17 protein-coding genes are annotated in these 21,236 nt (G+C 35.3%); 11 read left to right on the forward strand and 6 right to left on the reverse strand.

The features are described from left to right. Nucleotides 1-70 precede the first annotated feature (70 nt). Nucleotides 71-1,192, forward strand: a complete 1,122-nt coding sequence (locus tag B5X55_RS08310) for a PQQ-dependent sugar dehydrogenase (protein ID WP_079512152.1) — start codon at nucleotides 71-73, stop codon at nucleotides 1,190-1,192. 69 nt (nucleotides 1,193-1,261) lie between these two features. Here B5X55_RS08310 and murQ read toward each other — a convergent pair whose 3' ends face one another. Next, entirely contained in the window at nucleotides 1,262-2,074 is an 813-nt protein-coding gene (gene murQ / locus B5X55_RS08315; RefSeq protein WP_079512153.1) for an N-acetylmuramic acid 6-phosphate etherase, read from the reverse strand. Nucleotides 2,075-2,078: 4 nt separating this feature from the next. Further along, entirely contained in the window at nucleotides 2,079-2,861 is a 783-nt protein-coding gene (locus B5X55_RS08320) for a DeoR/GlpR family DNA-binding transcription regulator (protein ID WP_317042697.1), read from the reverse strand. Nucleotides 2,862-3,030: 169 nt separating this feature from the next. Here B5X55_RS08320 and nagB point away from each other — a divergent pair, with 169 nt between their 5' ends. From nagB to acs, 8 genes are all read left to right on the forward strand, one after another. After that, nucleotides 3,031-4,959, forward strand: coding sequence for a glucosamine-6-phosphate deaminase (gene nagB, locus B5X55_RS08325; protein WP_079512155.1), 1,929 nt, complete (start codon nucleotides 3,031-3,033; stop codon nucleotides 4,957-4,959). A 58-nt stretch (nucleotides 4,960-5,017) separates the two neighbouring features. Then, nucleotides 5,018-6,550 (forward strand): glycoside hydrolase family 10-like protein, encoded by a 1,533-nt coding sequence (locus tag B5X55_RS08330; RefSeq protein ID WP_079512156.1) that lies wholly within the window; start codon nucleotides 5,018-5,020, stop codon nucleotides 6,548-6,550. Beyond that, nucleotides 6,534-7,808 carry an MFS transporter gene (locus B5X55_RS08335; protein WP_143814441.1) on the forward strand — a complete coding sequence of 425 codons (1,275 nt, stop codon included), beginning with the start codon at nucleotides 6,534-6,536 and terminating at the stop codon, nucleotides 7,806-7,808. The genes B5X55_RS08330 and B5X55_RS08335 overlap by 17 nt, the downstream gene beginning before the upstream one ends. Continuing rightward, on the forward strand, nucleotides 7,801-9,357 hold the full coding sequence (locus B5X55_RS08340) for a glycoside hydrolase family 3 protein (RefSeq protein ID WP_079512158.1): 1,557 nt from the start codon (nucleotides 7,801-7,803) through the stop codon (nucleotides 9,355-9,357). The genes B5X55_RS08335 and B5X55_RS08340 overlap by 8 nt, the downstream gene beginning before the upstream one ends. Before the next feature lie 53 nt (nucleotides 9,358-9,410). Continuing rightward, complete coding sequence (locus B5X55_RS08345; RefSeq protein ID WP_079512159.1) at nucleotides 9,411-10,487, forward strand: anhydro-N-acetylmuramic acid kinase; 1,077 nt, start codon at nucleotides 9,411-9,413, stop codon at nucleotides 10,485-10,487. Nucleotides 10,488-10,527: 40 nt separating this feature from the next. Then, nucleotides 10,528-10,788, forward strand: coding sequence for a DUF4212 domain-containing protein (locus tag B5X55_RS08350; RefSeq protein WP_079512160.1), 261 nt, complete (start codon nucleotides 10,528-10,530; stop codon nucleotides 10,786-10,788). Nucleotides 10,789-10,823: 35 nt separating this feature from the next. Continuing rightward, nucleotides 10,824-12,518 (forward strand): sodium:solute symporter family protein, encoded by a 1,695-nt coding sequence (locus B5X55_RS08355; protein WP_079512161.1) that lies wholly within the window; start codon nucleotides 10,824-10,826, stop codon nucleotides 12,516-12,518. Nucleotides 12,519-12,590: 72 nt separating this feature from the next. Beyond that, nucleotides 12,591-14,498 (forward strand): acetate--CoA ligase, encoded by a 1,908-nt coding sequence (acs, locus tag B5X55_RS08360; protein WP_079512162.1) that lies wholly within the window; start codon nucleotides 12,591-12,593, stop codon nucleotides 14,496-14,498. A gap of 83 nt (nucleotides 14,499-14,581) precedes the next feature. Here the strand turns inward: acs and B5X55_RS08365 are convergent, their stop codons facing one another. The 4 genes from B5X55_RS08365 to B5X55_RS08380 all read right to left on the reverse strand — a co-directional run bounded on the left by B5X55_RS08365 (nucleotide 14,582) and on the right by B5X55_RS08380 (nucleotide 20,104). Further along, complete coding sequence (locus B5X55_RS08365; protein WP_079512163.1) at nucleotides 14,582-16,300, reverse strand: tetratricopeptide repeat protein; 1,719 nt, start codon at nucleotides 16,298-16,300, stop codon at nucleotides 14,582-14,584. 52 nt (nucleotides 16,301-16,352) lie between these two features. Further along, entirely contained in the window at nucleotides 16,353-17,009 is a 657-nt protein-coding gene (locus tag B5X55_RS08370) for an SCO family protein (RefSeq protein ID WP_079512164.1), read from the reverse strand. 2 nt (nucleotides 17,010-17,011) lie between these two features. Continuing rightward, nucleotides 17,012-18,691 (reverse strand): tetratricopeptide repeat protein, encoded by a 1,680-nt coding sequence (locus B5X55_RS08375; protein WP_079512165.1) that lies wholly within the window; start codon nucleotides 18,689-18,691, stop codon nucleotides 17,012-17,014. 189 nt (nucleotides 18,692-18,880) lie between these two features. Then, nucleotides 18,881-20,104: a multidrug effflux MFS transporter gene (locus B5X55_RS08380; RefSeq protein ID WP_079512166.1), complete on the reverse strand. Its 1,224-nt coding sequence runs from the start codon at nucleotides 20,102-20,104 to the stop codon at nucleotides 18,881-18,883. 108 nt (nucleotides 20,105-20,212) lie between these two features. Here B5X55_RS08380 and udk point away from each other — a divergent pair, with 108 nt between their 5' ends. Together udk and B5X55_RS08390 are read left to right on the forward strand one after the other, a co-directional pair. Continuing rightward, nucleotides 20,213-20,827, forward strand: a complete 615-nt coding sequence (udk, locus tag B5X55_RS08385; protein ID WP_079512263.1) for a uridine kinase — start codon at nucleotides 20,213-20,215, stop codon at nucleotides 20,825-20,827. After that, on the forward strand, nucleotides 20,827-21,159 hold the full coding sequence (locus B5X55_RS08390; protein WP_079512167.1) for an FtsB family cell division protein: 333 nt from the start codon (nucleotides 20,827-20,829) through the stop codon (nucleotides 21,157-21,159). Before udk ends, B5X55_RS08390 begins: the two co-directional genes overlap by 1 nt. Nucleotides 21,160-21,236 lie beyond the last annotated feature (77 nt).

Here is a 21,236-nt window from a genome sequence, read left to right on the forward strand (position 1 = left end):
GTAATTTTTTATACTTATATCTTATCTTTAAATAATCAAATATCCTTTAATATATTTCTAACGTATCAATATGAAAAAAAGTATCATCTTTTGTCTTTTATTCGCTGTAACGCTTAATTTTTCTTGTGCGCAAAATGCTGAAAATAAAGTAAATACGCCTAAAAAACATAATTTCAAGGCAGAGTTGTTCGTCGATGAGCTACAGCTTCCATGGGGGTTCACCTTCCTTCCTGATAAAAGTATTTTAATTACCGAAAAAGAAGGGAAATTGATACATTTTTCAAATGGAAAAAAATCGATAATCGGTAATATTCCGGAAGTTTATCAACGTGGGCAAGGCGGACTTTTAGATATTGAATTACATCCTAATTATGAAAAAAATGGATGGATTTATTTCACTTATGCATCAGCTGAAGGAGATGAAAAAGGAGGACACACAGCTATAATGAGAGCCAAACTGAAAAATAATTCTTTAACAAATAAAGAACTGCTTTACAAAGCAGTACCAAACACGACAAAAGGTCAACATTTCGGCTCAAGAATTGTCTTTGATAACGAGGGTTATGTATACTTTTCTATAGGCGAACGTGGAGATAGAGATATAAACCCTCAAGATATTAAAAGAGACGGCGGAAAAATTTATCGTTTATACGATGATGGGCGAATTCCGGAAGACAATCCATTTGTTGGTGTTGCAGGTGCAAAAACAGCAATATATAGTTATGGACACCGTAATCCTCAAGGTTTAATTAAACATCCTGAGACTGGAGAAATTTGGGACAATGAACATGGCCCAAGAGGTGGCGATGAAATAAATATTATAAAAAAAGGCGCTAATTATGGTTGGCCATTGGTAACCTTTGGAATTAATTATGGTGGCACTCCCATTACAGACAAAACAGAAATGAAAGGCATGGAACAACCTATTCATTATTGGGTGCCTTCTATAGCGCCCAGCGGCATGGCATATGTTACTTCTGATAAGTATCCCGACTGGAAAGGAAGTTTATTAGTAGGCTCTTTGGCCTTTCAATATTTAGAGAGATTAGTTTTAGACGGCACCAAAGTTATTGCACGTGAAAAATTAATGGATGGGCTTGGAAGAGTTCGCGCTGTAAAGCAAGGTCCAGATGGTTTAATTTATGTGGCCGTTGAAGGGAAAGGAATTTATAAATTAATCCCCATAAGATAAGTAGTAAAATATAAACGCATTCATCTAACTAGTTTAGATTAATGCGTTTATTAATACAAATCTGAAAATCTATGCCCTACCGGCATCTAAAGCCAATTTAACAGACCCGTGTTCTTTTAATAATTTTTCAGCTTCCTTATAGTCGATATTTAAACCTTCCATAATATATCGGGTACCACGGTCTACCAACTTATCATTACTTAGTTGCATGTTCACCATTTTGTTTCCCTTTACCCTACCTATTTTAATCATTAAGGCGGTAGAAATCATATTTAAAACGAGTTTTTGGGATGTACCACTTTTCATTCTAGTACTACCCGTTAAAAACTCAGGGCCAACATTAATTTCGATAGGGATATCTGCTATTCTTGCAATCGGTGCACCAGGATTATTAGTTATTGCAGCAGTTAGTATTCCATTCTTTTTTGCATCTTCCAATCCGCCAATAACATAGGGCGTACTACCGGAAGCAGCAATACCCACAACAACATCATTCTTAGTAATATCATGCGCCATTAAATCTACCCAGGCTTGTTTGGTAGCATCTTCTGCATTTTCAACTGCTTTTCTTATAGCTGTATCTCCGCCTGCAATTAATCCGATTACACGTTCATGTGGCATACCAAAAGTTGGTGGAATTTCTGACGCATCTAAAATTCCCAAACGCCCACTAGTACCCGCGCCAATGTAAAACAACCTACCACCCATTTCAAAACGTTTCGCCAATTCATCTACCAATTTAGTCACTTGTGGTATGGTCTTCTTCACTGCAGATGCAACCTTTTGATCCTCCTCATTCATTTTTTGCAAAATGGTCTGTGTATCCATCAACTCCAAATTCTCATGATTAGATGGGGTTTCTGTAATTTTCTTATAATCCATATAATTATATAATTTTTATATCGTGATTTTTGAAGGGCTTAAGCAGTTTGTCTTCAGGTTTCAATTCGGTTATCATTGTATTAATAGAATTGATTTCACATGTTTTATAGCGATGCTGAGAATTTAACTTCTCAGAAATAGACAATAAAACCGTTTTCTTAGATGCTTTTATGACTGCTTTCTTAATTTGAACTATATCCCAATCAAACTCAGTTAGACCGTATACAGCATCAACATACCCTGTACCAATAAAACTATAATCGAACCGTACTTCTGAAAGGTGATGAATTGCATTAGCGCCAATAGATATTTGCGCTTCCTTTGAAATTTGACCTCCTATCGAAATTACATTGATATTCGCCTTATGAGATAATTCCATCGCAACAGGCAAACTTATGGTAAAGCAAGTAAGATTTAAATTTTCAGGAATAATACGTGCAAGTTCCATACAAGTTGTACCTCCATCTATAAATATAACTGCACCATCTCGCAACATACTAACAGCTTTTGCAGCGATAGCTGCCTTCTCTTCTATTTTATAAATATTGGTATTTCTAGCACTATTGGTCATATAACCCATAGAAATAGCACCACCGTGAACTTTTCGTAATTTATTATCTGCGTCTAATTCTTTTACATCACGCCTAATGGTATCAATGGATACATCTAAAGCCTCAGCTATATCTGTTATTAAAATCCTATTATGAAGATCTACCTCATTTAAAATTGTTTGTTGACGCTCCTCTTTAAGCATGAATTTGTTACCTTTTAGTAATAATATGAGCAAATATAGCAATTTTATTCATTTGCTGTTTTATGTCGTCTATGCAATATAAACACGATATAAATATTAATTAACAGCAAATAAATGCAAAATTACCTGCAAATAACTGCATTAATTTAAAATAACGCATATATTTGCATGATTTAAAAATTTACAATCTCATTGCAATCTTATGAAAAACGCCGTTAAAGACACTAAAATCGACATTGGCCATCAACCCATTGGACAGTTTGAAGAAACACGATTCGAAAAAATTCACAATGTAATCTTTCAAGATTCCAACAAAGCATCTATTGAAGTGGCTCATGAGATTGCTAGTCTAATTAAGAAAAGGCAAGGTCAAAAAAGAAATTGCGTTTTAGGGTTAGCAACAGGATCATCACCTATAAGGGTGTATGAAGAGTTGGTTCGCATGCACAAAGAAGAAGGTTTGAGTTTTAATAATGTGGTTACTTTTAATTTAGATGAGTATCTACCAATGGAGCCAAATAATATTCAAAGTTATTTTTACTTCATGCATGAGCATCTATTCAATCATGTAGATATTCCTGAAAAAAATATCCATATTCCTGATGGCACAGTGATTAATGAAGACACAACGGCATATTGTCTAAGTTATGAACGAAAAATAAAAGAACATGGCGGTCTCGATTTTCAATTATTAGGTATAGGCAGAACAGGTCACGTAGGTTTCAATGAGCCTGGATCACACTTTAACTCGGGTACTAGGGTTATAACCTTAGATCATATAACACGTGTTGATGCCGCACCTTCATTTTTAGGTATAGACAATGTACCCCGAAAGGCAATTACCATGGGTATTTCCACCGTGAGAAAGGCAAAACGTATTGTTCTATTAGGTTGGGGACAGAACAAAGCCGATATAATTAAAAAAACTATTGAGGGAGAAGTTTCTTCGCATGTACCGGCGACTTATCTACAGCACCATGACAACTGTACTTTTGTATTAGATACAGGAGCAGGTAGCGAACTTACACGTAATAAAACACCCTGGCTGGTAGATGCCTGTAAATGGAATGAAGATTTAAAAGCCAAAGCAATGGTTTGGCTATGCGAAACTACTGGCAAAACTATTTTAAGCTTGACAGATAAAGACTATAATGATAATGGCATGGCAGACCTTCTAGCTTTAGAAGATTCTTACGACCTTAACATTAAAATGTTCAATAAACTTCAGCATACTATTTCTGGTTGGCCTGGTGGTAAGCCAAATGCAGATGATACGAACAGACCAGAACGTGCTACGCCAGCTAAAAAGCGGGTTATCATATTCAGCCCACACCCAGATGATGATGTTATTTCTATGGGCGGTACATTTGATAGACTTGTAGAACAAGGGCACGAAGTACACATCGTATACCAGACTTCTGGAAATATAGCGGTATCTGATACCGATGCAAGAAAGTACGCAGAAATAGCCTTGCAGATTCATCCATCAGATGAGGCTAAAAAAATCATAAAATCGATTACCGATAAAAACGAAACTCAAATAGACTCGCCAGAAGTTCGTAATCTAAAAGGTAAAATAAGACGAGGTGAATCTTATGCTGCAACCAGGTATATGGGCTTACAAGATAGTAATGTTCACTTTTTAGATTTACCTTTTTATGAAACGGGCACCATTAAAAAAAAGAATTTATCGGAAGAAGATATTGCTTTGGTAGTAGGTATAATTTCAAAAATAAAACCTCATCAAATTTATGCCGCTGGCGATTTGGCAGACCCACATGGCACACATAAGGTATGTTTAGACGCAGTATTCACAGCTTGTGAAGAAATAAAATCTGAATCCTTTATGAAAGACTGCTGGTTGTGGTTGTATAGAGGTGCATGGCACGAGTGGGATATCAACGAAATTGAAATGGCGGTACCTATGAGTCCTGGGCAAGTTTTAAAGAAAAGACATGCCATTTTCTGTCATCAAACTCAAAAAGATGGGGTAATGTTTCAAGGCGATGATTCAAGAGAATTTTGGATGCGTGCCGAAGAGAGAAATCGAAATACTGCAAATAAATACAAAGCGTTGGGCTTATCATCTTATGCTGCCATGGAAGCTTTTGTAAGACATAAATTCAACTAACATTTAATCTTGTATAAAAAGGCCTATTTTAGTAGTAAAATGGGCCTTTTTTAATACTATGTCAAAATACACACCGTTCCTTTTTATTTTAGTTCTATTTAATTCATGCGGCATTTTTAAGACCTATGAAAAACATCCTAAAACTGAATTTAGAGGTGTTTGGATTGCAACTGTCGTTAATATTGATTGGCCAAAGAACGGTAATGATACCACTGAAAAACAGAAAGCCGACTATCTAAAGATTTTAGATTTTTATCAGAAAGAAAATTACAATGCAGTTATTGTACAGGTAAGAGCTGCTGGCGATGCTTTTTATGCATCAGACTACGCACCTTGGTCACGATTTTTAACTGGAGAAGAAGGAACTCCACCACAATGGAACACCGATGTTCTTGAGTGGATGATATTAGAAGCTCACCAAAGAGGAATGGAATTTCATGCGTGGTTAAATCCGTACAGGGCAACATTCGATGAAAATTTTGAAGTACTAGCCGAATCTCATGATTATTGCACCCACCCTGAATGGATGGTACATTATGGCAAAAAGAATTATTACAATCCTGGTTTACCTGAAGTACGAAACCATTTTTCAAACATCATTGCTGAAATTGTATCAAAATATGATGTAGATGCCATCCACTTTGACGATTATTTTTATCCGTATAAAATCAAAGATGAAGTTTTTAATGATTCTATTGCCTTTGAATCCTATGCCAAACCAAATCAGAATTTAGATGATTGGAGACGTAGCAATATTGATTCTTTAGTAAAACAATCGTATGAAACAATTAAGTCGATAAAACCATGGGTTCAGTTTGGTATTAGTCCGTTCGGAGTTTGGAAAAACAACTCGACAGACCCTAAAGGTTCAAACACCAAAGCTGGGCAAACTACCTACGAAGATTTATATGCAGACCCATTACTTTGGATGGAAAAAGGATGGATAGATTATTTGGCACCACAAGTATATTGGAGTATGGATTTACCCGTAGCATCATACAAAACTATTGTTGATTGGTGGTCAAAAAACAATTTCAAAACGAACCTGTATATTGGAAACGGAGCTTATAAAATTCGAAATAACAGTGATAAAGCCTGGGACGATATAAAAGAATTACCAATGCAATTAGAGCTAGCCAGAGAAACACCTCAGATTTCTGGCAATATTATGTTCAGTGCTAAATCTCTTATGAGCGATAATGACGATGTTGTAGAATACATTCATAAAAAGTATTACAAACAACCCGCTTTGAATCCCGCCTTCCCATTATCAAATAAGGCTACATTAAAAACACCACAATTATCCATTACAGAACAAAACGAAAAAGACTTAATTCTTCAACTCGATGACACCAAGAATATGCGCTATGCGCTACTATATAAATCTGGTCATAAGACAAAAGACGAATACCCTATTAAAAAATTAATTTTTAAGATTTTCTTAGATGGCAACTCAAATAGACTGCTAATTCCAAGAAACCAAATATCAAACAACTTTTTAGCACTTAGTTTTATAGATGTATATGGTGTTGAAACTGAACCGACAATAATTAATATAAAGCAACTTGCAAAAAATGATACAAAAAGATAAAGGAGCTTGGGCCTGGGTGCCCGTTCTCTATTTCACGCAAGGCCTACCCTATGTATTAGTGGTCACGGTATCAGTGATAATGTATAAGAAATTAGGCGTAAGCAATGAAGATATCGGCCTGTACACCAGTATTTTATATTTACCCTGGGTATTAAAACCATTATGGAGCCCTTTTGTTGATTTAAAAAGCACAAAGCGAAAATGGTTTTTGGCTATGCAATTGTTAATAGCTGTAGCACTTTTAGGGGTTGGATTGACCTTACCGACAAACATGTTTTTCATATCCTCATTAGCCTGTTTTTGGATGGCCGCTTTTGCATCTGCAACCAATGATATTGCCTCCGATGGATATTACATGCTTGGATTAACCGAAAAGAAGCAGTCTTTTTTCGTTGGTATGCGAAGTACTTTTTACAGATTGGCTATGGTTACAGGAGAAGGATTGATTGTCGTACTCGCAGGATTTTTAGAAAACAAATATGGTGATAACACTAAGGCATGGAGCATTACCATGTCGGCAGCCGCTTTTTTGATGTTGATTATGACTGTTGCAAACTTTTTCGTTACTCCGAAATATGAATCTGCAAATGAAGAACTAAAGGAAAAACCTAAAGGGTTTTTAGAAGTATTTTCTTCATTCTTTAAAAAGCCAGGAATAGGTATCGCATTAGCTTTCATTTTAACCTACCGTTTAGGCGAATCGCAATTGGTAAAAATGGCTTCTCCTTTTCTATTAGACACTCCAGATAAAGGAGGTCTTGGCTATTCAACCGAACAACTTGGAACCATTTTTGGTACCGCTGGGGTTGTATTTCTTTCCATAGGAGGAATTCTAGGTGGTATTCTAATATCAAGAGATGGTTTAAAAAAATGGATGTTACCCATGGTGCTTTCCTTAAACCTTCCTAACATTTTATATGCAGTACTGGCCGTCACTAATACGACCAACGTTTTTGCCGTAACCGCTACCGTTATTTTTGAAAAATTTGGCTACGGTTTCGGGTTTGCAGCATTTTTGATGTACCTCATATACATTGCTGACGGAAAATCGAAAACCTCTCATTACGCCATAGCGACAGGCTTCATGGCCTTAGGCATGATGCTGCCTGGTATGGTTAGCGGCTACATACAACAATGGCTAGGCTATGATGGCTTTTTTGTTTGGGTTGTTATTGCAGCCTTACCTGCCTTATTTTTATTAAAATATATTTCTTATCCAGCAGATTTCGGTAAAAAAACTACAGTTCCCAATGAATAAAATACCATCAACTTCGGAAGCACTAAAATCACTTTCTATTTCTGAAAAAGTAGGTCAGTTATTTATGCCTGCAGCATTTATAAATGATACGGAAGAAGAAATACAACAGCTTGAAAAACTAATTTCAAATCATCATGTTGGCGGCTTATGCTTTTTTCACTCAAGAGCTAGTGCAGCTACCAATTTCGAAGGAAAGAAAAAAGTAATAAAAAATGAGAACAGTTTTGAGGTATTAAAAAACCTCATCATTAGATATCAAAAAGCAGCTACCTATCCCCTATTAATTTCTATTGATGCAGAATGGGGATTGGCCATGCGTATCGAAAATACTCCTCAGTATCCTTACGCAATAACACTTGGTGCTAATCTCAAAAATATAGACCTGACTTTTGAAGTAGGCAAGCAAATAGCTAAAGACTGTAAAGCAGCGGGTATTCATTGGAATCTTTCACCCGTAGTTGATATTAATACGAATCCTAATAATCCAGTAATAGGTTATCGTTCTTTTGGTGATGATAAAGAGAATGTAGTTTCATTGGCTACTGCATATGTAAAAGGAACGCAAAGTGAAGGTGTTCTTACAAGTATTAAACATTTTCCAGGGCATGGAGATACAGCTACCGATTCTCATTTAGGGTTGCCAGTTATTGATAAAACAAAAGCAGAATTGCTAGCCAATGAATTATATCCTTTTCAACAATTGATAAATGAAGGTGTAGATTCGGTTATGGTAGGGCACTTATCCGTTCCTGCATTAACTAATAATACAAATCTACCATCAAGCATTAATAAAGATATTATTACCGGTGTACTTAGGAACGAAATGGGATTTGATGGCGTGGTGATTTCAGATGCCTTGAACATGCATGCAGTTTCAAAAAATTATACAACCCCAGGGGAATTGGAGTGGCTAGCTTTCGATGCTGGTAATGATGTTTTATGTTTTGCCGAATATATTGAGGATGGAATACAAATGATATTAGAAAATGCAACTGAAGCTCAAATTAATAAAAGCATTGAACGCATCTGGACACTTAAAGAAAAGGCCTTTCGAAACATTACATTAGACAAAGGATTGACAGACCCAAGTTCCCTAAATAGAAAAATTGCCGAGCAATCGCTTACTTTGCTACATGGTACAACAAGTAGTATAGCAAGCTTCAGGAATACAAATTACTGTACACTAACCTTAAAACGATTTGGAACAGAGCAAACCAACCAAGAAATTTTAGATAATCTCATTGAAATGAGAAAAGAAATCGAGAATGAATCTGAAATTCTTTTACTCCTTACTCCACCGCAAATAAAGCCAAATAACAACTTCGGATTCCTTCAAGAAGAGATTGATTTTGTGAATGAAATGATTGATTTGAAGAAAGTGGTTTTATATCATTTCGGTAATCCTTATGCCCTTAAGGTTTTAAACACTAGTAAAACAACCGCAACCGTAATAGCCTATCAAAATTTTAAGGAATTCCAAGATGTAGCCACAGAACATTTTTCAGGAACACTAGAATCAAAAGGAAAATTACCGGTATCTCTAAGTTAATTTCATAAAATCCATAATTATTATGGGTTAGTGAAAATCAAAATTTAAAGAAAATGAAAGCATATAAAATTATTGGTCTCATGTCAGGAACTTCCTTAGACGGCTTAGACCTTGCCTATTGTCATATTTGGGAGAAAAATGGAACTTGGAAATTTGACATTAAAGATACCAAAAGTGTATCCTACGATGCAGAAATGTTGAACACCTTAAAAGATGCCATTGGTTTATCCGCAGAAAAACTAATTGAACTACATAATACGTATGGCACATGGTTAGGAGAACAAGCATTGCTGTTTATTGAAGAAGACAAACTAGATGTTGACTATATCGCCAGTCATGGCCATACCACTCATCACCGACCAGAAATGGGACTAACTTTTCAAGTTGGTTCAGGTCAGCATTTAGCAAATACAAGCGGTCATAAAACAATCTGCGACTTTAGAACGAACGACCTTGCTCTAGGCGGCCAAGGAGCTCCCTTAGTGCCAATTGGTGACCGAATATTTTTTAATGAATATGATTTTTGCCTAAATCTTGGCGGCATTAGTAATATTTCTTTCGAGGTAAAAGGAAAACGAATAGCCTATGATATCGGCCTTGCTAACATGATCTTAAACTATATTACCAGAAAAGTTGATTTAGAATATGATGATGATGGAAAATTAGCTAGAAAAGGTATCATAAATAAAAAAATGCTTAAACGTCTAAATGACCTTCAATACTACCTTCTACCCCACCCTAAATCTATTGGCTATGAGTGGTTTTTAGATGAAGTGGTTCCCATAGTTGAAGAAACCGATGACTCCATTGAAAATTTACTCCACACTAGCATTCATCACATATGCGATAAAATAGCTCAGCAAATTAAGCTTAATACCAATGGTAAAAAACAAAGTTTATTAGTTACAGGTGGTGGCGCTTTAAACACGTACTTTATAGAAACACTACAGCAGAAATTAGGTGAAGCCATCAACGTTATGATACCCGAAAAAATCATAATAGAATTTAAGGAAGCATTAGTGTTTGCTTTAATGGGTGTCTTAAGGGTTGAACAACAAACAAATGTTCTTTCATCTGTTACAGGAGCAAAAAAAGATTCTTCTAGTGGCGTTGTTTACCTGCCAAATTGAACTTTTTTACCTAATTTACTACATTATAACACAAACTGAAATGTCAGAAAAACAAGAAAAAGCAACAGCTTATTGGAAAGAGAACGTAAGGTACCTATTTATACTTTTAGCGATTTGGTTTGTAGTTTCATTCGGAGCAGGAATATTATTTAAAGATGCGCTAGATTCTATCAAAATTGGCGGCTTTAAATTAGGCTTTTGGTTTGCACAACAAGGATCAATTTATGTTTTTGTAATCCTCATATTTGTCTATGTTCGATTAATGAACAAACTAGATAAGAAATACGGCTATAACGAATAGGTCAATATAAAACCAACCACAAAAAAAACCAACAAATGAGTGTTCAAAATTGGACGTATATTTTAGTAGGGCTCACATTCGCTCTGTATATAGGAATCGCAATTTATTCTCGAGCAGGTTCTACAAAAGATTTTTATGTTGCCGGTGGTGGAGTATCTCCTCTTGCCAATGGTATGGCAACTGCTGCAGATTGGATGTCGGCCGCCTCCTTTATTTCAATGGCAGGGATAATTTCATTTGCAGGTTATGATGGCTCTGTTTACCTAATGGGCTGGACTGGTGGCTATGTGCTACTGGCATTATTGTTAGCTCCATACCTGCGTAAATTCGGAAAGTTCACCGTACCCGATTTTATAGGTGATCGGTATTATTCAAAAACGGCACGTATTGTTGCTGTTATCTGCGCCCTTATAGTTTCATTTACCTATGTAGCAGGTCAAATGCGTGGTGTAGGCGTTGTCTTCTCTAGATTTCTTCAGGTGGATATCAACACTGGTGTAATCATTGGAATGATCATAGTTCTATTTTATGCTGTCTTAGGCGGAATGAAAGGAATAACCTATACTCAAGTAGCACAGTATTGTGTTCTAATTTTCGCTTTTATGGTACCCGCTATTTTTATTTCGATACAAATGACGGGAAACCCTATTCCTCAATTAGGTATGGGCTCTACATTAAATGATGGTTCAGGAACTTTTTTATTGGATAAATTAGATGGCCTTTCTACTGAACTCGGCTTTAATGAGTATACAAACGGTTCAAAATCATTAACCGATGTGTTTGCAATAACCTTGGCGTTAATGGTAGGTACTGCAGGATTACCCCATGTAATCGTTAGATTCTTTACCGTAAAGAAAGTTAAAGACGCTCGTAAATCTGCGGGTTTAGCACTCCTTTTAATTGCTATTTTATATACTACCGCACCAGCTGTTGCTGTGTTTGCAAAAACGAACTTGATTAACACGGTTAGTAATGAAGAATACTCTAGTATGCCAGTTTGGTTTAAAAACTGGGAAGAAACCGGACTATTAGCATTCGATGATAAAAATGCGGATGGTAAAATTCAATATGTAGCAGATAAAGAGAAAAACGAACTTACGATCGATAATGATATTATGGTTTTGGCTAATCCTGAAATTGCTGATTTACCAGCATGGGTCATAGCTTTAGTAGCGGCTGGTGGTCTTGCAGCGGCGCTATCAACGGCAGCAGGTCTTTTACTTGTAATTTCTGCATCTGTTTCTCATGATTTAGTAAAGAAAGTATTTAACCCTAACATATCTGACAAAGCAGAATTATGGGTGGCTAGAGGTGCAGCAACGGTTGCAGTAGCTATTGCTGGTTACTTTGGTATAAATCCGCCAGGTTTTGTGGCAGCTGTAGTAGCTTTAGCCTTTGGTTTAGCAGCAGCATCATTTTTTCCGGCAATCGTGCTTGGTATTTTTTATAAAAAAATGAATAAAGAAGGTGCCATTAGCGGAATGGTGGTAGGTATAATTCTGATGCTTTTCTATATGACTAAATTCAAATTTGGTTGGTTTGGCGGCGGTACTGAGGCTGATTGGTGGTTTGGTATTTCACCAGAAGGGTTTGGTAGTATCGCAATGATTGCTAACTTTATTGTAGCAATTATTGTTTTACAATTTACACCAGAACCGCCAGAAGATGTACAAGAAATTGTAGAGAACATTAGAATACCAAGTGGTGCTGGTGAAGCCACCGGGCATTAATTCAAAACAAATCAACTTTTATAAATAGCATAAAGATTTTTATACTTATAGAATTTAAAATTAACGAGTACAATGAGTAATTACCACATCAAACATTTAGAGGAATATTTTCAAGTATATCGTAAATCGGTTCGTAATCCTGAAGCCTTTTGGGAAGAAATTGCCGAAGAGCATTTTGTTTGGCGTAAGCGATGGGACAATGTTTTGAGCTGGGATTTTAAAAAGCCAGAAATAAAATGGTTCGAAGGCGCAAAATTGAACATTACAGAAAACTGTTTAGATCGTCATTTACCAACAAGGGGTACTAAAACTGCCATCATATTTGAGCCCAACAATCCAAAAGAGGAAGCAATTCATATTACCTATAGGCAACTACACGAAAGAGTTTGTCGAATGGCGAATGTATTATTAGACCACGGGGTAAAAAAAGGTGACCGTGTTTGCATCTATTTACCTATGATACCTGAGCTTGCTGTAGCGCTTTTAGCTTGTGCGAGAATAGGCGCTATACATTCTGTAGTATTTGCAGGATTCTCTTCAAATGCATTATCTACTCGAATCAATGATTCTGATTGTAAAATGGTTATTACTTCCGATGGTTCTTTTAGAGGTACAAAATCAATCGATTTAAAGGGGATTGTTGATAAAGCTCTCGAAGAATGTCCTGGAGTAGAAAATGTTCTTGTTGTGAAACGGACTGGTTCAGAAATTTATATGGAAGCTGGTAGGGATAAATGGTTACAGCCTTTATTGGATGAAGCTTATGCCGATTGTGTTGCAGAGATTATGGATGCTGAAGACCCACTATTTATTTTGTATACATCTGGCTCAACCGGAACTCCAAAAGGTATGGTTCACACTACCGCTGGCTACATGGTATATACAGCCTACACCTTTAAAAATGTATTTCAATATACCGAAAATGACGTTTATTGGTGTACCGCCGATATTGGTTGGATTACAGGACATTCCTATATTGTTTACGGACCATTGGCAAATGGTGCAACTACATTAATGTTTGAGGGTGTACCGTCTTATCCAGATTTTGGTCGCTTTTGGGATGTTATTCAAAAACATAAAGTAAATCAATTTTATACCGCACCTACCGCTATAAGGGCATTAGCAAAAGAGAATTTAGAATATGTTGAAAAACACGACCTTTCAAGCTTAAAGGTATTAGGCTCGGTAGGCGAACCTATTAATGAGGAGGCATGGCACTGGTACAACAATAATATAGGTAAGAAAAATAGCCCTATTGTTGATACATGGTGGCAAACGGAGACAGGTGGGATAATGATAACCCCAATACCGTATGTAACACCAACAGCACCTACTTACGCGACACTACCTTTTATTGGTATTCAACCAGCCCTTATGGATGAGAATGCCAAAGAATTAAAAGGGAATCAGGTTGAAGGTCGCTTATGTATTAAATTCCCATGGCCCGCTATTGCAAGAACCATTTGGGGTAATCATGACAGATATAGAGATACTTATTTCTCAGCTTACGAAAACATGTATTTTACAGGTGATGGTGCTCTTAGAGATGCCGTTGGGTATTACCGAATAACAGGTCGTGTTGATGATGTTATTATTGTTTCTGGTCATAACTTAGGTACAGCACCTATAGAAGATTCCATCAATGAACATCCTGCAGTAGCAGAATCAGCCATTGTAGGTTTCCCACATGATGTAAAAGGAAATGCGCTATACGGATTTGTTATTTTGAAAGAAACAGGTGAAAGTAGAGACCGTGAGAATTTAAGAAAAGAGATTAATCAACAAATTACAGAGCACATTGGACCTATTGCGAAATTGGATAAAATTCAGTTTGTATCTGGACTACCTAAAACCCGTAGTGGTAAAATTATGCGTAGAATTCTTCGTAAAATTGCTAGTAATGATACAAGTAATTTAGGAGATACTAGTACACTTTTAAATCCGGAGATTGTTCAAGAAATTATGGATAATGCACTATAGTATTTTCGTGTTATAATTATGAAAAAAACATAATACCAAAATTCACCAAACTCTTATTATTAAATTATGAGTTTGGTGAATTTTTATTTTATTCGAGAGGTTGTCAACTGAACATCTGCAGTGACCCAACTCACCAGCAATCTTTCCTCTATATCTTTTACCTTGGTTGACTCACCAAGTTTTTCATATGCTAATTTTAGGCCATGAAGTGCCCATCCATTTTTGGGTAATCTTTTTAAATCTTCTTGATAAGTACCTATAGCATCATCATATAATGCTGCTTCAACTTGAATAGCACCTAAATGATGCCTTACTGAAAAAAACCAATCTGGTGGTTCATTGTAATTTAAATTATCTTCAATTTCTACAGCTTCCTTTAATAATGCAATGCTATCCTGATAATTAAACTCACTTGCCAAAATTTCTGCCTTTAAGACCCTTTTTGCAATTTGAAGCAAAACATCTACCGAATTGATATCCCAAATGGTAATTTCTTTTAGACTATCATCTTCTGAATAAATCTCTAAAGAATTAAGCTCTTTCTTAGCTTCATCTATTTTATTCAACCCGAGAAAGGCCATTCCTCGTGCGTAATTACGAACAGCCTCAGGATATTTAAGAGAAGTATCTTCATTTTCCATTTCTAAAACTTCCTCCCAGTAACCGAATTTCACATATATGTAGTAAGGTATAGTATAATAATGTTGTATCGTTCCCCAACCCGGCTCTTTCATCAACAAGGTATTAGAATGTTCAGCAACATTATTAGCAGCTTCTATTGCCCATTTACTATTACCCTCTAAAGTAGCGGTAGCTGCCATAAAATGATAATTATGAGGAAAATAAGAAAGTGGATAAGCCCCTTGAGCATTACATGCAGAAACATAACTACTATCTACCGAAATAGCTCTAATGTTTGAAAGTGTTCCTTTATGATAATCTCCTGTTCGTATATAAATATGTGATGGCATATGAACCAAATGCCCAGCACCTGGTACTAAATCCTCATCAAACAATTGAGCACTTTTTAGTGCCGCTTCAGGACTACCTGAAGTTTCTAATACATGAATATTAAAATGATGCGCACCAGGATGTTTAGGGTCAATATTTATCGCATTATCTATAATTGAAATAATCTCTGGTGTCCATTCTTTAGCATTTCCTTTTTTATCCCATAAGTCCCACTGATGCATGTCCATAATAGATTCTGCATACAGCGTAGCAACATCTGCATCATAGGGGTATTCTTCATAGACTTCTTTCATTGTATTTGAATAGGCCAAATCAAGATTGCTTCTATCTTCCACAGGCACTTTCACATACCTTTTAGCCAAAGCGGTTATTAAATCCTTTTCTTTTTGAGAAACCGAATTTTCAGATAACTCAACAGCTTTTTGAACTGCATTGAATGCTCTTTGGTAATTATCGGGCTCCATACCAGCATTATAATTCGGGCCCAAAACATACGCAAATCCCCAATACGCCATGGCACATTTAGGGTCTAATTTTGATGCGTAAAAAAAGGACCGAGCAGCTTCGGCATGATTAAAACCATATGCCAAAACTAATCCTTGATTCACATATTTCTGAGCTAAACTATTTGTAGTAGTTATAGGAAAATCAAGCACATCGAGACCATCAATTAGAGGTGCTATATTATCAGATTTATACCATTCGGCATCATTGGTAATTGGAGCACAAGTTATAAGCGGGCGATTTGCAAGATCATGTGAATTCGTATTATTCTTACATCCTATAAATAGCAGTAAAAGAAAATTGAGATAGAATATATAGTCTTTCATAATGAATGATTTAACGAAAATTAAGGCTATGCCTTTGATATAATTATACTATTTACAATAACTTTTCATTGGATTTAATCAAAATTCTCAAATCATCCATCAAACGATTTATTTCCTCATCTTCAGTGCCATTATATACGCCTCTAATTTGTCTTTTCTTATCAACTAAAATAAAATTAGGGGTATGTATAAAATCTTGCATTCCACCATCACCTTGTTCTACAACTGCAAAATAGCTCTTACGTGCCAATTCATAAATATGCTTTTTATTCCCAGTAGTTATGTTCCATTTAGAATCTATTGCACCTTTATCATTTGCATATTTTCGCAGTACAGAAATACTATCTATTTCAGGGGTTACGGAAAGTGACAATAACATAATATCACTATTATTTATAAACTCATTTTGAATTTTAATCATATTACTGGTCATGAGTGGACAGATACTTGGACACCTTGTGAAGAAGAAATCAACAATATAAACCCTGTCTCTATAGTCTTCTTGCGTAACTATTTTTCCATTTTGATTTATAAGTTCGAAATCTGAAACGGTATGGTTTCCATTGCTAGACTGTAAACTAACATCTACCAATTCCGCATTAAAATCTGATGGATTATAAATAGGAAGTTCCTCTCTTCCCCAATTATTACATGACAGTACTAAAAAAATAAGCGTACCCAAAAACCATATTAAATACCTTAATTTCATAATTATGAATTAGGTTGAAGAAATTCTTTGGCCTCACGTATCTCTGGTCTGTCACTATTAGAATCTTTGGTGAGATCAAGGAGTGATTCAAAATAAAATATAGCTTTTTCATTATTACTAGATTCTTTGGCAGCTAAGGCAGCCCCATAAATTCCATTAAATCTATTTGGTCTCCTTTTAAGGTTTAACTCATAAGCATCTAATGCCTCAATAGGCTTATTAGCTTTTAAAAGCATATCGGCCAAAAGTTCATCTGCAGGTAAAATTTCGCCTGGCGTAACTGGGTGTTTAGAAGTCATACTTTCCATTTCTGCAGCATTTCTCATTAGACTTAATGCCCTTTTTACATCTCCATTCTTAAATTCTACCCAAGCTTCAATTGTTTCAATTTGAATAGCAACTTGATTTGCTTTATAACTATCATTTAAGTCTTTTAACTCCTCTCTAAATGATTTCAATAATGTTAGCTGATTCTCTGCTTCAATTAAATTATTCACATGAATAGAACCTAAAGCCTTGGCAAAATGAAGTAATGATTGTTGCCAAGGGAATTTTTCCCATTCCATTCCTGGGATTTGAGGTAGTTCTAACAAAGAGGCTGCTTCCCAATTTTTATTCTCTACTGCTATTCTTGCAGGAATAGCAGCAGCCGTGTAAGCGATTTTAAAATTTGGCGGGAATATTTTTTCAAAAGATTTTAAATAAGCATATTGCTCATTAGCTTTTTCATTTTCTCCAATTTGTAAATAAGCATATACCAAATAACCCATAGCATGAACTTCTTCATCCCAATGCGAACCTGGCGCTATGCTTTCGGCATAGCATACTGCTGAAGACGCTGAATTGATATTCGTGCTAATTGACTCATTCCATAGTCCTAATCTGGTGAATATGTGTGATGGCATATGTTGTGCATGTGCAGAATTGGGAGCTATATCTGCATACCTTCTCGCGGTACTAAGTCCGAGTTCAGCCAATTCTGGATAATCATAAGAATGTATAATGTAATGTGCTATACCCGGATGATTAGGTTCTTCTTGAAATAAATCCTGTAAAATTTTACCAGCGGCACGTTGTTTTGAATAGCTTTTATCGGTCGGTATTGCAGAAGCACGAAGAGCCAAAGCATAAAAAATTGCTACTTCAGTATCATCCATATAATCATTAAACATTTCCCCCATCTTTTGGGAATAAAGTTCTTTTCTTGTTTGGTTATCTACCGTCTCCCAATCCTTATAAAAATCTCCAATAGCATGTATATACTGTTCTGCTTTTTTAGACTTGGGAAGTTTTTCTGCAATAGCAAGTAACTTAACCCCTTTCTTTAAAACAGATGGTTCAGGTGGTGCCCACAATCCGTGATAGATACTCATTGCAACTCCCCAATAGGCCATTGCACAATCGGGATCCTCATCAATAACTTGCACGAAAGCTTTTTCAGCTTCTATGTACTCAAAGGAATGAAGTAAAGAAATTGCAAGATTAAAAGTTTTTCTAGTTTCATAACTACACGATTCAGAAAAACTAACATCACCAAATTGACCGTTACCACATAATTGAAGTTCACCTCTTAATAGATTCAATGAAGCTAGTTCGGTGTTTTGCTTATTATTTTTACATCCTAAGAAAAAAAGTAATATTAATAATCCGAATGCAACGTTTTGTTTTTTTAATTCTTTCATTTCATATATCTTGATGTTCTCAAAAATCCTCATTCTCGAGACACCATCAATTTACTAATATTATATTGTATATCAGACACTTAACGTATAGAAAGTAAGAAAACAAGTATAAATTGCAACAACTTCCCATTTCATAGAAATGAATTATTTATAGGAAAACAATCTAAATAAGTTTAGAAAAAAAATTCCTTAATTGGTAAATGCGTGGTTGTTCGCAAATAACGGCCGTGTTTTAAAAGCTAAAAATAATAGAACGGATAATAAGCCACAAACTCCTAAACCTGCAAATAGAGCCCAGACAGAATTTTCAATGAAACTACCTACGAATATAGAAATTGGAATAGATAATATGGTAGATATAAAACCAGTAATTGCTGCACCAATACCTGCAATATGACCGATAGGTTCCATAGCTATCGACCTCATATTACCCCAAATAAAACCTAAACATAAAAATAATAGCGAAAGAAAGGTTAATAGAACAATTAAGTTTGGGTCTTCTGAATTCCAAAATATTAAACTGTAACCAAGTGCTATAACAGTAAAGATTACCAATGCTAAAAAGGATAAATTACGCATACCAAAACGCAAGACGAGTGTGCCATTCAAGAGAGTTGAGATTCCTACTGAAAAAGCCAATCCAGCAAAAATATATGGAAAAGTTTCTGTTAAACCATATAGCTCTTCAAACACATGTTGCGCTGAGCTTAAATACACTAAAAACGACCCAGTTATTAATCCTGATATGAAGGTGCATGAAACGGTCTCCTTATACTTTAGTATTTCTTTTGTTCCCTTTATAAAAACACCAAAAGAAAATGGAACTTTAAAATCTGGGTTAAGGGTTTCCTCTTGACGTTTCCAAAACCAAATACCTACCACTAAAGCGAAAAACAATTGAATATAAAAAATACCTTGCCAACCCATAATATCTAAAATCGCTTTACCTATTGCAGGTGCAACAATAGGTACCAGTATAAAGAATGCGGTTACGAACGACATAATTTTTGCCATGTAATCTCCTCTATAGGTATCGCGAATTATAGATATACTAATTGTTCTAGGAGCTGAAAGTCCTACGCCTTGTAATACGCGACCTACCAACATAATCTCGAGATTAGGAGCAAACAAGCAAACAACACTTGCCATTAAAAAAATGATAAATCCGAAATATACTATTGGTTTTCTACCAAGGCTATCTGAAAGTGGACCAAAGAATAATTGTCCTACCCCTAATCCTAAAAAAATCATAGTAACCAATAATTGATTTCTAGTAGGATCAAGACTATTTATAGCTATACCTATATCGGCTATAGCTGGTAAAATTGCATCAATGGTCAAAGCCACAATAGACATTAATGACGCCATTAAGGCTACAAACTCAAAATTGGGTTTTACCTGTTCATTTTGCATCGTGCAAAAATAAGGCTAAGTATTTCAAGCAATGTTAATTAAACTTGATTTTTAAGTTTTGCGGATATTTGAAATTCAAATATGTATTTTTGTGACAAAATTAAATGTATGCTAATTATAGGTATAGCTGGTGGAACTGGTTGTGGAAAAACTACTGTGGTAAATCAAATTATCAATGAACTACCTAATGAGGAAGTTGGTGTAATTTCACAAGATTCTTACTATAATGACTTATCTCACTTATCTTTAGAAGAAAGAAGAAAAACCAATTTTGACCATCCTAGCTCTATCGATTTTGCCCTTTTAGAGCAACATTTAATAGCGCTTAAAAACGGTGAGTCTATAGAACAACCTGTGTATTCCTTTCTTGAGTGTAATAGAACGGCAAAAACAGTACTAACACACCCTACAAAAGTTATTATAGTTGAAGGTATATTAATCATGACCAATTCAGCCATTCGTAAAATGTTCGATATTAAAATATTTGTACATGCCGATACAGATGAAAGACTAATCAGAAGGTTAAAACGAGATGTTAACGAAAGAGGTTGGAATTTAGATGAAACTTTAGAAAAATATCAGTCCATCATTAAACCTATGCATGAGCAATTTATAGAGCCAACTAAGGAGTATGCTGATATTATAATTCCGAATAACAAATACAACACCGTTGCTGTTGAAATTGTAAGGAGTATAATTAATGAAAAATTAATGCAATCCTAATGGCGTTTAAAGATATAAAACAAAAAAAATGGTTTAAAATCATGACCAATATGTATGTATTGGTTCTTTCTGTTTTTGTAGTTTGGATGCTTTTTTTTGACACTAATTCTTTATTAATTCATCTTGAATTGAGAAAGGAAATTAAAAAGCTAGAGAAAACACAAGACTTTTTAAAAGAAGAGATAGCCAAAGACAAAATAATTATTGAAAAATTATCTGATGAAGACGAGCTTGAACGGTTTGCTCGTGAAGAATATTACTTAAAGAAAAAGAACGAGGAAATTTATTTAATTGAATATGAGGACAGCTTAAAACAAAAGGATAAAGATTAATTTTAATATCATTTTAATAAGTTATTGTACCATATAAATTCCATCTCCTAAAAATTACCGTAACCTTTTAATAACTA

Origin of the sequence: Maribacter arcticus (assembly GCF_900167935.1) — a bacterium.
In the GTDB taxonomy this organism is placed as follows: Bacteria; Bacteroidota; Bacteroidia; order Flavobacteriales; family Flavobacteriaceae; genus Maribacter; species Maribacter arcticus.